The organism is Achromobacter sp. NCFB-sbj8-Ac1-l (genome assembly GCF_052695805.1).
Map to the genome: position 1 here is coordinate 2387745 of NZ_CP199812.1, position 12417 is coordinate 2400161.

The 12417-nt window shown below is 69.4% G+C and carries 12 protein-coding genes; 9 read left to right on the plus strand and 3 right to left on the minus strand.

Going from position 1 to position 12417, the window contains the following annotated elements; all coding sequences use genetic code 11:
* Positions 1-29 precede the first annotated feature (29 nt).
* Complete coding sequence (locus tag ACUDP5_RS11000) at positions 30-947, minus strand: LysR family transcriptional regulator (protein WP_445658761.1); 918 nt, start codon at positions 945-947, stop codon at positions 30-32.
* Between the two features lie 115 nt (positions 948-1062).
* Here ACUDP5_RS11000 and ACUDP5_RS11005 point away from each other — a divergent pair, with 115 nt between their 5' ends.
* The 8 genes from ACUDP5_RS11005 to ACUDP5_RS11040 are packed head-to-tail and all read left to right on the plus strand — an operon-like array spanning position 1063 to position 8779.
* Complete coding sequence (locus ACUDP5_RS11005) at positions 1063-2190, plus strand: NAD(P)/FAD-dependent oxidoreductase (protein WP_445658762.1); 1128 nt, start codon at positions 1063-1065, stop codon at positions 2188-2190.
* Entirely contained in the window at positions 2171-2467 is a 297-nt protein-coding gene (locus ACUDP5_RS11010; RefSeq protein WP_445658763.1) for a (2Fe-2S)-binding protein, read from the plus strand. The genes ACUDP5_RS11005 and ACUDP5_RS11010 overlap by 20 nt, the downstream gene beginning before the upstream one ends.
* The gene (locus ACUDP5_RS11015) at positions 2464-3864 is read left to right on the plus strand and encodes an FAD-dependent oxidoreductase (protein WP_445658764.1); all 1401 of its coding nucleotides are present in this window, start codon (positions 2464-2466) and stop codon (positions 3862-3864) included. The genes ACUDP5_RS11010 and ACUDP5_RS11015 overlap by 4 nt, the downstream gene beginning before the upstream one ends.
* A complete protein-coding gene (locus ACUDP5_RS11020; RefSeq protein WP_445658765.1) occupies positions 3861-5000 on the plus strand; it encodes an NAD(P)/FAD-dependent oxidoreductase in 1140 nt (379 codons plus the stop codon). The genes ACUDP5_RS11015 and ACUDP5_RS11020 overlap by 4 nt, the downstream gene beginning before the upstream one ends.
* Positions 4997-5938, plus strand: coding sequence for an ABC transporter permease (locus ACUDP5_RS11025; RefSeq protein WP_263911876.1), 942 nt, complete (start codon positions 4997-4999; stop codon positions 5936-5938). The genes ACUDP5_RS11020 and ACUDP5_RS11025 overlap by 4 nt, the downstream gene beginning before the upstream one ends.
* Positions 5935-6807: an ABC transporter permease gene (locus ACUDP5_RS11030; RefSeq protein WP_445658766.1), complete on the plus strand. Its 873-nt coding sequence runs from the start codon at positions 5935-5937 to the stop codon at positions 6805-6807. Before ACUDP5_RS11025 ends, ACUDP5_RS11030 begins: the two co-directional genes overlap by 4 nt.
* Entirely contained in the window at positions 6804-7799 is a 996-nt protein-coding gene (locus ACUDP5_RS11035) for an ABC transporter ATP-binding protein (RefSeq protein ID WP_263911879.1), read from the plus strand. Before ACUDP5_RS11030 ends, ACUDP5_RS11035 begins: the two co-directional genes overlap by 4 nt.
* Complete coding sequence (locus ACUDP5_RS11040) at positions 7796-8779, plus strand: ABC transporter ATP-binding protein (protein ID WP_445658767.1); 984 nt, start codon at positions 7796-7798, stop codon at positions 8777-8779. Before ACUDP5_RS11035 ends, ACUDP5_RS11040 begins: the two co-directional genes overlap by 4 nt.
* Before the next feature lie 89 nt (positions 8780-8868).
* Here ACUDP5_RS11040 and ACUDP5_RS11045 read toward each other — a convergent pair whose 3' ends face one another.
* Complete coding sequence (locus tag ACUDP5_RS11045; protein ID WP_263911883.1) at positions 8869-9258, minus strand: DUF4180 domain-containing protein; 390 nt, start codon at positions 9256-9258, stop codon at positions 8869-8871.
* Positions 9259-9378: 120 nt separating this feature from the next.
* On the opposite strand from ACUDP5_RS11045, the gene ACUDP5_RS11050 reads away from it, so the two are divergent.
* Positions 9379-10182: a class I SAM-dependent methyltransferase gene (locus ACUDP5_RS11050; protein ID WP_445658768.1), complete on the plus strand. Its 804-nt coding sequence runs from the start codon at positions 9379-9381 to the stop codon at positions 10180-10182.
* Here ACUDP5_RS11050 and ACUDP5_RS11055 read toward each other — a convergent pair.
* Positions 10169-12409, minus strand: coding sequence for a DUF4135 domain-containing protein (locus tag ACUDP5_RS11055; protein ID WP_445658769.1), 2241 nt, complete (start codon positions 12407-12409; stop codon positions 10169-10171). The two genes, ACUDP5_RS11050 and ACUDP5_RS11055, sit on opposite strands and share 14 nt — an antisense overlap.
* Positions 12410-12417: the final 8 nt, after the last annotated feature.

The following is a 12417-nucleotide window of genomic DNA, read 5'->3' on the forward strand; positions in this document are numbered from 1 at the left end:
ACGCGGGTTGGCCGCGTCACCGGGCGCCATCAATTGCCCTTGAGCACTTCCCGGGACACCTGCGCGGCCACGTCGCGGGCCGCCTGGACAAAGGCCTTGACCAACGCCGCATTGCGTGAAGCCTGCGTGCGGCAGAGCTGGAAATGGAAATTCAATTCCGGATCGAACCGCCGCAGCACCAGGCGGCTTTGAAACCCTTCGGCAAATAGCGGATGAATCAACGACACTCCCAGGCCCGCGGCGACGAACTCGCACACCGTTGGCGCCGTGCTGGTATCGAGCACGACGTTCAGCCGGGCGTCCGACGCCTCGAACGCCTGCAACACCAGCGCCTGCGTCTGGCTGTCGGCGCCGAACGACACGAACGGCAGGCCGTCCAGGTCGCGCGGCCGGATCACACGCTTGCGCGTGAGCTCGTGATTGACGGGCAGGGCGCACACCAGCGGAAAGCGGAACAGGGCCTCGCGTTCGATATACGGGTTGTCGACCCGGCTGCCCACCAGCGCCACGTCGATGTGGCGGGTGGCCAGCCAGTCGGCCAGGAACAGCGACCCGCGGATCTGGATCGACACCCGCACGTCGGGCTGGCTTTCCAGGAACCGCATGGTGGCGCGGCGGATGAACGAGCCCGCCAGGGCCGGCAGCACGCCCACCGTCAAGGTGCGCTGCTCGTCGCGACGGATCGAATCCACCGCCTGTTCCACCTGCCGCAGGCCGCTGAAGACGCGGTCGATTTCCTGGTACAGGCGCATGCCCTGGGCGGTCAGCGCCAGCTTGCCGCGCACGCGATCGAACAGCGCCAGCCCGGTGTCGGCTTCCAGGTGCGACAGCAGCTTGCTCACCGCAGGTTGCGACACGCCCAGCACGACGGCGGCCTGGCTGACGGTGCCGTGTTCCACCACCGCCTTGAAGGCTTCGATCTGCCGCAGGTTCAGGGTCTCTTTCATGCCATAACCTCACAGGGCTGTGGCCCGGTTGCCAGTCGCAAAGGTTATAGCGTGGCGGGTGGCCATGCAAGGATGCGCGACGCCGCCGCAACCTCTCTTGCCAGGACCCCGCACCATGGCGCATGACTACCACGTGATCGTGGCCGGCGCCGGCATGGTCGGCGCCGCGGTGGCCTACGGCCTGGCCTGCGCGGGGCAGCGCGTGCTGCTGCTGGACGGCGGCGATACCGACTACCGCGCCGCCAAGGCCAACTTCGGCCTGGTCTGGCTGCAGGGCAAGGGCCATGGCTACCCCGCCTACCAGCGGCTGTCGCACCAGGCCGTAGAGGCGTGGCCGGATTTCGCCCGCCAGTTGCAAGACGACAGCGGCATCGCGCTGGACTACGAGCAGCGCGGCGGCCTGCATTTCTGCATGAGTGACGATGAGCTGGCCCGCCGCGCCGCCCGCCTGGACGCCTGGCACGGGCAGGCGCCGGACCTGCCGTCCTGTACCCGGATACTGGATCGCGCCGAGCTGCGGCGCCGCTTTCCCACGCTGCAACTGGGCGACGCGGTGGCCGGCGCCAGCCTGGGCGAGCAGGACGGCCATGTCAATCCGCTGCGCCTGCTGGCGGCGCTGCAGGCCGCGTTTCTGCGGCGCGGCGGTCACTTGCGCAACCGCCACGCGGTGACGGCCATCACCCATGCCACCGGCGGCGGCGTGCAGGTCAGCGCCGGCGCCTTGCAAGCCCGCGCGCCGCGCCTGCTCATCGCCGCCGGCCTGGGTTCCGCCGCGCTGGGCGCGATGGTCGGGCTGGACGTGCCGCTGCGGCCGCAACGCGGCCAGATCCTGGTCACCGAGCGCCTCGCGCCCTTGCTGCCAGTGCCCGCCAGCGGCATGCGCCAGACGGGCGAGGGCACCGTCATGGTGGGCCTGACGCAGGAAGACGTCGGCTACGACCTGGGCACCACCTCGGTCGCCGCGGCGCGCATGAGCCGCAACGCCCTGCGCATCCTGCCGGGGCTGGCCGCCGCGCGGCTGGTGCGGCACTGGTCGTGCCTGCGGATCATGACGCCCGACGGCGGTCCGGTCTACGCGCAGTCTCCCACCCACGATGGCGTGTCCATCGCGCTTTGTCATTCCGGCGTGACGCTGGCCTCGTTCCATGCCGGGCCGTACGCCCGCGCGCTGGCCCACGGCACGCCCCTTGAAACCCTGGATGCCTTTCACCATGAGCGCTTCAATGTTCAGAAAGTTGCCTGAGTCCGGCGCGCCCGCGCTGACGCTCTCCATCGACGGCGAACCGGTAGCCGCGACCCCCGGCGAGACCGTGGCCGCGGTGCTGCTGCGCCAGGAATCCCCCGCCAGCCGCACCACCCCCGTGAACGAAAGCCCGCGCGCCCCGTTCTGCATGATGGGCGTGTGCTTTGACTGCCTGGCCGTGGTCGACGGCGTGGCGTCCACCCAGACCTGCCTGGTCACCGTGCGCGAAGGCATGCAGGTGCAGCGCCAGTTCGGCAAGCGGAGCGTGCTGCCATGAAACGCGAATTCGATGTGGTGGTGATCGGCGCCGGCCCCGCCGGCATGAGCGCGGCCATCGGCCTGCGGGCCCAAGGCCTGTCGGTGCTGGTGGTGGACGAACAGCCGGCCCCGGGCGGCCAGATCTGGCGCGCGGTCGAAGCGGTGGCGGCCACGCCCACCGGCCGGCTGCTGGGCGACGAATACCGCGCCGGCGCAAGCCTGGCCGAGCGCTTCCGTACCTGTGGCGCGTTCTACGAACCCGATACCCAGGTCTGGCAGATCGAACCTGACTGGCATGTCTACATGACCCGCAAGGGCCGTGCCGAAGTGGTTCGGGCGGCCCGCGTGGTGCTGGCGCTGGGCGCCCAGGAGCGGCCCGCGCCGTTCCCCGGCTGGACCTTGCCCGGCGTGCTGACCGTGGGCGCCGCGCAGATCCTGCTCAAGACCTCGCGCCAGGTGCCGGCCGGCCCTGTCTGGGTGGCCGGCAGCGGCCCCTTGCCCTTGCTGTACATGGCGCAGTTGCTGCGCGCAGGCGGCCAGATCGCCGGCTGGCTGGACACCTCGCCGCCCGGCGGCTGGCGCCGGGCGCTGCCTTGGGCGGGCGACGCGCTGGCCGCCTGGGGCGAGGTGCGCAAGGGCCTGGCCTGGCTGCGCGAAATCCGCGCGGCCGGCGTCAAGCGCGTGCGGGGGGTGACCACGCTGCGCGCGCTGGGCGACGGGCAATTGCGCGAAATCGAATACAGCACGGCCGACGGCCGCGCGGTGCGGGCGCCGGCCAGCGTGCTGCTGTCCCATGAAGGCGTGGTGCCGTCCATCCACATGACCCGCGCGCTGGAATGCACGCACAGCTGGAACGCCCAGCAGGCCTGCCTGGCGCCGGACCTGGACGACTGGGGCCAGGCCAGCCGGTCCGGCATCTTTGTCGCCGGCGACGGCGCCGGCATCGGCGGCGCGCAGGCCGCGTGCGTGCGCGGCGAACTGACGGCGCTGGGCATTGCGCTGCACGCCGGCAAGCTGACGCCGCAGGCCGCGGCCGAGGCGGCAGCGCCCCTGCGCAGCAAGCTGGCCGCGCTGCTGCGGCTGCGTCCCATGCTGGACGCGCTGTATCCGCCGCGCGCCGGCATCTTCGCGCCGCCCGACGACACCATCGTCTGCCGCTGCGAGGAACTGACGGCGGGCGACATCCGCCGCGCCGCCGCCATCGGCCAGCCCGGGCCCAACCAGATCAAGTCCTACACCCGCGCCGGCATGGGTCCGTGCCAGGGCCGCCAGTGCGGCTACACCATCGCCCATATCGTGGCGGCCGAGCAGAAGCGGCCGGTGGCCGAGGTGGGCTTTTACCGCATCCGCCCGCCGCTCAAGCCCTTGACGCTGGGCGAGTTGGCGTCGCTGGACATCGAGGAAGAACAGGCATGAGCGCACGGCATTGCGATGTGATCGTGATCGGCGGCGGCCTGCATGGCCTGTCGGCGGCGCTGCACGTGGCGCGCGAAGGCAAGCGCGTCATCGTCATCGAAAAACACTGGGTGGGCCGCCATGCGTCCGGCGCCACGGCCGCCGGGGTGCGCACGCTGAACCGCGACCTGGGCGAACTGGACCTGTCGCTGGAAGCCCTGGACATGTGGCACGCCATGGCGTCGCTGGTGGGCGATGACTGCGGCTTTCATGCCCATGGCCAGATCTGCGTGGCCGAAACGCCCGCGGCGCTGGCCAAGCTGGAGGCGCGCGTGGCGGGCCTGCGCGCCGCCGGCTATACCCACGAGGAAATCATCGGGCCGGACGAGCTGCGTCGCCTGTTGCCCGAACTGAGTCCGCACTGCCTGGGCGCGTCGATCGCACGGCGCGACGGCGCGGCGGATCCGCACCGGGCGCTGCGCGCGTTCCGGCGCAGCGCCGAGGCGGCCGGGGTGAGCATCATCGAACATTGCGGCGTGAACGGCCTGGAACAGCAAGGCCAGGACTGGCAGGTGCAGACCGACGCCGGCGGCTACACCGCGCCTTGCGTCATCAACGCCGCAGGCGCCTGGTCGGCGCGCATCGCCGCGATGGCCGGCGACCAGATTCCGCTGTCGGCCAAGTCGTCGATGATGATGGTCAGCGAACGGCTGCGGCCCTTCATCAAGCCGGTGGTGGCCATCATGGGCCGCTCGCTGTCGTTCAAGCAGTCCGACCAGGGCACCCTGGTCATCGGCGGCGGCCTGCAGGGCATTCCCGACCTGGACCGCGAGACGTCCACGGCGCGCATGCGCGTGCTGGCCAAGGGCGCGCGTGCCGCCACCGACCTGTTCCCGGCGGTGCGCGACATCCGCATCGTGCGGGTCTGGGCGGGGCTGGAAGCCAAGACGGACGACATGCTGCCGGTGGTGGGCCCGTCGCCCAACGCGCCCGGCGTGCTGCATGCCTTCGGTTTCTCGGGCCACGGTTTCGAACTGGTGCCGGTGGTGGGCGCCGCGCTGGCCGACCTGGCGCTGCGCGGGCAGACCGCCCGCGCCATCGGCAACCTGCAGGCGGCGCGCTTGATGCAGCCGCCCGCGAAGGAGCAAGCATCATGATGCGTTACGCCATCAAGCGGCTGCTGCTGGCCATCCCCACACTGCTGGCGATGCTGACCGCGGTCTTCATCCTGGTGCGGCTGGTGCCGGGCGACCCGGCCGCCGTCATGCTGGGCGACCAGGCCAGCGCCGAGGCCCTGGCCGCGTTGCGCCTGCGGCTGGGCCTGGATTTGCCCACCTATGTGCAGTACGGCCGCTTCCTGGGCGACATGCTGACGGGCAACTTCGGCGTGTCCATGGCCAGCGGCCGCACCGTGCTGCAAGAGGTGGCGCTGGTGCTGCCCTGGACCTTGCAACTGACCGCCGCCGCCATCCTGATCGGCGTGGTCTTCGGCCTGCCGCTGGGCATCTGGGCGGCGCTGCGCCGCAACGCCTGGCCCGACTACCTGGGCCGCCTGCTGTCCCTGACCGGCCTGTCGTTTCCCGCTTTCGTCTCGGCCATCCTGATGCTGCTGGTGTTCGCCATCCAGCTGCGCTGGTTTCCGGTGATCGGCAGCGGCGGGGCGGGCGACTGGGCTTCGCAGCTGCGCAACCTGGTGCTGCCGGCCTTCAACCTGGGGCTGATCATGATGGCGTACGTCATGCGCGTGACGCGTTCGTCGATGCTGGGCGTGATGGGCGAAGACTACGTCCGCACCGCCCGCGCCAAGGGCGTGCGGCCGGCGCGGCTGATCGTGCGCCACGGCCTGCGCAACGCACTGATTCCCATCGTCACCGTGGTGGGCCTGTATTTCGGCACGCTGATCGGCAACTCGGTGCTGACCGAGATCGTCTTCAACCGCCCCGGCCTGGGCAAGCTGATCCTGGGCGCCCTGAACAGCCGCGATTACACGCTGCTGCAAGGGCTGATGGTGGTGTTCGCGTCCTGCGTGATTGTCGTCAACCTCTTGACCGACCTGGTGTACGGGCTGGTCGATCCCCGGGTGAAATACCAATGAGCGCCGTCGCCACCGCCCCGTCCGCCCGCCCCAACGCCTTGTGGCAGGCCTTGTCCCGCAACCGCCTGTCCTGGGTCGGCATCGGCTTGTTGCTCGTCATCGTGCTGGCCGCCGTGCTGGCGCCCTGGCTGGCGCCGCACGACCCGCTGCAGCAGAACATTGCCTATCGCCTCGAACCGCCGTCGGCCGAATTCTGGCTGGGCACCGACAGCTATGGCCGCGACGTGCTGTCGCGCCTGATCTACGGCGCCCGCGTGTCGCTGCTGGTGGGCTTCGTGGCCATCCTGATCGCCATGTGCATCGGCTCTGCGCTGGGCATCCTGGCCGGCTACGTCGGCGGGCTGGTGGACCAGCTGATCATGGGCCTGGTCGACGTGCTGCTGTCGTTTCCCACGCTGTTGCTGGGCCTGATGGTGGCCGCGATGCTGGGCGCCAGCCTGGAAAACCTGATCATCGCCATCGCCATCACCGAGATCGCGCCGTTCGTGCGGGTGGCGCGGGCCCCCACCATCGCGCTCAAGCAGCGCGACTTCGTCGAAGCGGGCAGGGCGCTGGGCTACGGCCCGCTGCGCCTGATGGGCGTGCACATCCTGCCCAACATGGTGTCCGACGTCGTGGTGCTGGGTTCGCTGTGGATGGCATCCGCCATCCGCACCGAAGCCTCGCTCAGCTTCATCGGGCTGGGCGTGCCGCCGCCTGCGGCCACCTGGGGCAGCATGATCCGCGAAGGCTTCGAGAACATCCTGGACGCCTGGTGGCTGACGGTGTTTCCCAGCGTCGCCATCCTCTTGACCGTGCTGGCGCTCAACCTCTTGGGCGACGCCTTGCGCGACGCCATTGACCCCAAGCTGCGTTCGGAGCGTTCATGACTGCAGAAGCCCCCGTATTGGAACTGCGCGCGCTGCGCACGGAATTCCGCGCTGGCGGCGCCTGGCACGCGGCGGTGCGCGATGTCTCGCTGCAAGTGGGCCGCAACGAAACGCTGGCCGTGGTCGGCGAATCCGGCAGCGGCAAGAGCGTGACCGCGCTGTCGGTGCTGCGCCTGTTGCCCGCTTCCGGCGCCCGCCATGGCGGCGGTCAGGTGCTGCTGGACGGCCAGGACCTGACCGCCCTGTCCGAAAAGCAGATGAGCCGGCTGCGCGGCGAGGCCATCGCCATGATCTTCCAGGAACCGATGACGTCCCTGAACCCCACCATGACGGTGGGCGACCAGATCGCCGAGGCCATCCGGCTGCATCGCAAGCTGTCGTGGAAAGAGGCGAGGCGGCTGGCGCTGGAGGTGCTCGAAGAGGTCAGGATTCCCGCTGCCGCGCGGCGCTTCGACGACTATCCGCACCAGTTCTCGGGCGGCATGCGCCAGCGCGTCATGATCGCGATGGCGCTGGCCTGCAAGCCGCGGGTGCTGCTGGCCGACGAACCCACCACGGCGCTGGACGTCACCATCCAGGCGCAGATCCTGAACCTGCTGTCCGAACTGAAGGCGGCGCACGGCATGGCCGTGCTGTTCATCACCCACAACCTGGGCGTGGTGGCGCAGATCGCCGACCGCGTCGCCGTCATGTATGCGGGCGAAGTGGTCGAGACGGCCGACGTGCAGACGCTGTTCGCGCGGCCCACCCATCCCTATACCGAAGCGCTGCTGCGCGCCATGCCGCGCGTGGACGCCGACAGCCAGGTGCTGGAATCGATTCCGGGCGGCGTACCGGCCATTACGGCGATGCCGGCCGGCTGTGCCTTCGCGCCGCGCTGCCGCCTCAAAGAGGCGCGCTGCGAGGCCCGTCGGCCGGACCTGGCCGGCATCGGCCCGGGTCACCAGGTGCGCTGCGTGGTGCGCGCCGAACCGTACGAGGACAAGGCATGAGCGAGCTGTTGCAGGTGCGCAATCTGGTCAAGCGTTTCGAAAGCGGCGGCGGCTGGCTGGGCGGGCCGCGCCAGACCGTCCGGGCCGTCAACGACGTGTCGTTCAGCGTCGCTCGCGGCCAGTCGTTGGGGCTGGTGGGCGAATCGGGCTGCGGCAAGTCCACCGTGGCGCGCACGCTTTTGCGCCTGATCGAGCCCGACGAAGGCAGCATCGTGTTCGACGGCCACGACATCCGCCAGGCCAGCGCCTCGGCGCTGCGGGCGTTGCGCCAGCGCATCCAGATCGTGTTCCAGGACCCGTACGCCTCGCTCAACCCGCGCCGCACGGTGCGCCAGGCGCTGTCCGAACCCCTGCGCGTGCATCGTCGCGGCACGGCCGCGCAGATCGACGCCAAGATCGAACAGACGATCCAGGAAGTGGGGCTGCCGCTGTCCGCGCTGGACCGCTATCCGCACGAGTTTTCCGGCGGCCAGCGCCAGCGCATCGGCATCGCCCGCGCCCTGGTGCTGGATCCGGAACTGATCGTGGCCGACGAACCCGTGTCGGCGCTGGACGTATCGGTGCAGGCGCAGATCCTGCAATTGCTGGAGCGCCTGAAGCGCGACCGCGGCTTGTCGTTCGTGTTCGTCTCGCACGACCTGGGCGTGGTGCGGCATTTCTGCGATACGGTCTGCGTCATGTACCTGGGCCGCATCATCGAGCGCGGTCCCACCGCGCAGGTGCTGGACCAGCCGCGGCATCCGTACAGCAGGGTGTTGCGCGATTCGTCGCCCGTGCCCGACCCGCAGGCGCGCATCCGGCTGGCCAAAATCGAAGGCGAGATTCCCGCGCCCACCCATCTACCGCCGGGCTGCACCTTTCATCCGCGCTGCGCGCGGGTCCAGGCGGATTGCAAGCAACGGGTGCCGGCGCTGGCGCAGGACGGCGATCGCGCCGCCGCCTGTTTCCATCCCTTGGCGCCGGGCGATACGGTGGCGTAGGGCAGGGCGGCGCCACCCGTCGGCCCCGACTGCCGCACTCCGTGTGACGCGGCCTTGCGTCACACGGGGTGCGGCAGGGCAAAGGCGGCTCAGGCCGCCGCAGGCGCCAGCCGCGCTTCAAATGCCGCTGCGTCTTCCAGCAGCCAGAACACGCGGCCCCGGTTGGTCTCGTAGGCAAAATCGCGCAGCGACTTGCTGGCGGCCAGGTGCGCCGAGATGTCGCCCACCACCGCGCAATGCAGGTGGTAGTTGACGAACTTCTGGATCAGTTCGCCCGCGATGCGGGTGTCGAGGCGGAAGAAATCGGGATGCACGCGGGCGGCCGGCAGCACCAGCCACTCGGCCTCGTGTTCCCACGCGGCGCTGATCAGGTCGTTGGTGTCGTGTCCTGTGGCCAGGACGGGGCCGCTGTCTTGGAACATCAGGGCGCGCTTGCCGCCGATGTTGCGCAGGGTTGGTGGTGAAAATTGAGCGTTCATGTCCGCTAGAATAACGCCCGTCCACCGGAGTCTGCCAACATGATCCTCGCTGCCTGAACACATCGTCCGCTGCCGCGCCTGAACGCCGGCCGCTGCCCGCATCACGTTCATGGAGGCCTCATGCCTGCTCATACTTCGTTCGACCTCATCGCCCACAACCGGGCCGCCTGGGACCAGCTCGCCGTGCAAGACTGCGAATGGTCGCGGCCCGTCACCGCCGATCTCATTGCCGCCGCCCGCCACGGCGATTGGGCCGTGCATCTCACGCCCGGCCCCTTGCCGGCCGGCTGGCTCGACAACGTCACCGGCCTGTCCATCCTGTGCCTGGCGTCCGCCGGCGGCCAGCAGGCGCCGGTGCTGGCCGCGGCCGGCGCCCAGGTCACGGTGTTCGACCTGTCCGAACGCCAGCTGGAACAGGACCGCGCCGTGGCCCGCCGCGACGGCCTGGCGCTGACCTGCGTGCAAGGCGACATGCGCGACCTGTCGGCCTTTGCCGACCAGTCCTTCGATGTCGTTTTCCACCCGATTTCCAACCTGTACGTGCCCGACGTGCGGCCCGTGTGGCGCGAGTGCTTCCGCGTGCTGCGGCCGGGCGGCAGCCTCTTGTCCAGCTTCTACAACCCGGTGGTTTTCGTTGGCGACCGCGATCCGGCGCTGGCCGAGCAGGGCCTGATCCGGCCATTGCACGCACTGCCGTATGCCGATGTCGACGCCCTGGACCCGGCCGCGCTCACCGCCAAGCGGGCTCGCGGCGAAGCGCTGGTGTTCGGCCATACGCTGCAGGACCAGATCGGCGGCCAGCTCGATGCCGGCTTCGTCCTGGCCGGCTTTCACGAAGACCGCCAGCCGCGGCCGCGCTTTGTGATCGACCGCTACCTGCCGACGTTCCTGGCGACGCGCGCGGTGAAACTCACTGGCGCGTGATGTCGTCGATCATCCGTTGCGTCTTGCCGTTCGGAAATTGCAGCACGTAGGCCTCGCGCGGGGACTGCTCGTTCATCCAGCTGCCTGCCAGGGTGCCCAGGCGATCCAGCACGGCATCGGACACGCCTGCCAGCAGCGCTTCCAGCCCCTGGGCGTGCGTGTCGGCGCGCGTGGGGAAGTAGTCGTGCGGACCAGGGCCCCATTGAAAAGGCTGGTTGGTCATGCCGTCCGGGAACAATGCCTGGCCCGAAACCTGCCGGCTGAAGTAGGGGATGTCGTGCTGCTGGTAGGCGCCGTACATGGCTTGCCGAAGCGCGTTCAGCTTGGCGGCATCCTGGCTGCACAGGGTGATGTCGGCGAGTTTGTCGTCCAGCGATTGGGTATGGGTGGTCCCGTCGTACAGGTCGTTCACCGCCTGCAGGGCGCTGGCGTTGAATGATTCAAAGCGCAGATCGCTCAGCACGGTGCGCTGGTCCCCCGTGCTGATGGGGTGATAGCGCAGGTGGAAATCCGGGATCGACGCATGAAACTGAGGCAACCCCTGGCCGGCGGCATCGCGTACGGCCTTCAGGCCCGCCGTTACGCCTTGGCCGAAAGGCTGGTGGTAGCGCGCGTAGAGGTTGTCGTCTTCCCCGTCGGGGGCGTGCCGGTTGTCAAGGTATTGCGTACCGTCCGGACCCACCGTGCGCAGGATGACCAGGCTTTCGATGACTTCACTGCTGGTGTCGGCCGGATGGAACCGGCCCTGGGCCACCGTGCAAGGGCTGCATAGCGGATTGTTGTCGGTCGCTCGCTGGAATGTATCGTTCAATATCATGCTGCGCATGAGGTCGTCGTACTCGGCCCGCGCCGCCACCTGGTCGGAAGGCACGCCATCCGCATCGAGCGGGCCCGGCTGGCGCGACAACAGTTGCGTCGCATAGCCGATGGCTTGCGGCGACAGCGCGAATTCCAGGTCCGTGAAATAGAAGCGGCCGCCGCTGACCATGATGTTCTCGTGGTGCAGGTCGCTGGCGCCGGCCAGCATCAGCGCGCCGATGGCCCGGCCCAGGTCGCCGAACACGCGCGGGGCGTCGGTCGCGTCGATCACATGGTCTTGCGCGTCGCCGTGGGGCAGGAACTGCACGTAGCCATAATCCACGCCCGCTTGCTGCCGCGGCAGAAAGCGGTAGGTCATGGCGTCCGCGCCGGCCATTTCCAGCAGGCTCTGGCGGGGGCCTTGGGCGTCGGGCGCCAGGTGTGCGCCGGAAAGCGCCTCGTCGATGCGCACGTCGCGCGGCTTGTACACGACCTGCCGGTCTGCGCCGAAGCTCAGGATGGCGACGCGGTTGCCCTGCTTGTGGGGGTCGCTGTCGGTCAGCCTGATGCCTTGCAGCTTGCCCGGCGCGTTGTCGCCGAAGAAGCGCGTGCCGATGTCGGCCTTGTCCTGGTCGACCCGGTTCAACAGCGTGTTCAGGCAGGTCACGAAGCCCGCGACTTCGCGTTGCAGATGCACGTTCAGGGCCGGTACGTCCTGATGCAGGCGGGCCAGGCCGCCCAGGCTGTCCAGGGTCGCGATCACCTCGTCTGCGGATTTGCCGTTCAGCCCCTTGACCGTGCTGGCGGGCTGCATCGATTGCGCAAACAGCGCACGCACGATGTATTCCTCGATCCGCGGTGCCAATTGCGAGGCCAGGCGGCCGGCCAGTTCCAGCCGGGCCGTGCCGTCGGCCTGCACCAGGGCAGGCAGCACCTGCCTCAGGGCATCACGCAATGTCGGCACGATGAGCGCGCTGTGGGCACCTTCCGGCAGCTCGCATTCGCCCAGGACATAGTCCAGCGCGGTATCCATGTCCGAGGTCGAGGCGCCGGGCTGCGATGCCAGCTGCAAGGCGGCCATGCGCGTGGCTTCCCAGCCTTCGGCCTGCTGGATCAGCGTGGCAACGCGGCCGGCTGTCAGGGGCTGTATCGGTTCGCGGGCCAGCACGGCATCGGCGGCTTGTGGGCTCAGGCCCTGGCTCAAGGCATCGTGGAAGGCCTGCAGCACTGCCTGCTGCTGCGCGAACAACGGGCCTTCGAGCAGGTTGTCGCCAAACTCGATGACCTGGTCGAGCAACCAGGCCAGCCCGCTGCTCTCGGGCCGCGTGGTCAATGTCGGCGCCTGCGGATTCTGCCTGTCGATGTCGATCTGGTCGCTCGCCGCGCGGTTGGCGGCGATGTTCCTGAATTGGCTGATGTCAAAGCCCATGGCGTGCT

What these genes read in the sequence shown, in the direction of transcription:
- ACUDP5_RS11015 (WP_445658764.1), top strand. Translation starts at nt 2,464, where the DNA reads ATGAAACGCGAATTCGATGTGGTGGTGATCGGCGCCGGCCCCGCCGGC.
- ACUDP5_RS11045 (WP_263911883.1), bottom strand. Translation starts at nt 9,258, where the DNA reads ATGAACGCTCAATTTTCACCACCAACCCTGCGCAACATCGGCGGCAAG.
- ACUDP5_RS11005 (WP_445658762.1), top strand. Translation starts at nt 1,063, where the DNA reads ATGGCGCATGACTACCACGTGATCGTGGCCGGCGCCGGCATGGTCGGC.
- ACUDP5_RS11055 (WP_445658769.1), bottom strand. Translation starts at nt 12,409, where the DNA reads ATGGGCTTTGACATCAGCCAATTCAGGAACATCGCCGCCAACCGCGCG.
- ACUDP5_RS11020 (WP_445658765.1), top strand. Translation starts at nt 3,861, where the DNA reads ATGAGCGCACGGCATTGCGATGTGATCGTGATCGGCGGCGGCCTGCAT.
- ACUDP5_RS11000 (WP_445658761.1), bottom strand. Translation starts at nt 947, where the DNA reads ATGAAAGAGACCCTGAACCTGCGGCAGATCGAAGCCTTCAAGGCGGTG.
- ACUDP5_RS11050 (WP_445658768.1), top strand. Translation starts at nt 9,379, where the DNA reads ATGCCTGCTCATACTTCGTTCGACCTCATCGCCCACAACCGGGCCGCC.
- ACUDP5_RS11010 (WP_445658763.1), top strand. Translation starts at nt 2,171, where the DNA reads ATGTTCAGAAAGTTGCCTGAGTCCGGCGCGCCCGCGCTGACGCTCTCC.
- ACUDP5_RS11035 (WP_263911879.1), top strand. Translation starts at nt 6,804, where the DNA reads ATGACTGCAGAAGCCCCCGTATTGGAACTGCGCGCGCTGCGCACGGAA.
- ACUDP5_RS11025 (WP_263911876.1), top strand. Translation starts at nt 4,997, where the DNA reads ATGATGCGTTACGCCATCAAGCGGCTGCTGCTGGCCATCCCCACACTG.
- ACUDP5_RS11040 (WP_445658767.1), top strand. Translation starts at nt 7,796, where the DNA reads ATGAGCGAGCTGTTGCAGGTGCGCAATCTGGTCAAGCGTTTCGAAAGC.
- ACUDP5_RS11030 (WP_445658766.1), top strand. Translation starts at nt 5,935, where the DNA reads ATGAGCGCCGTCGCCACCGCCCCGTCCGCCCGCCCCAACGCCTTGTGG.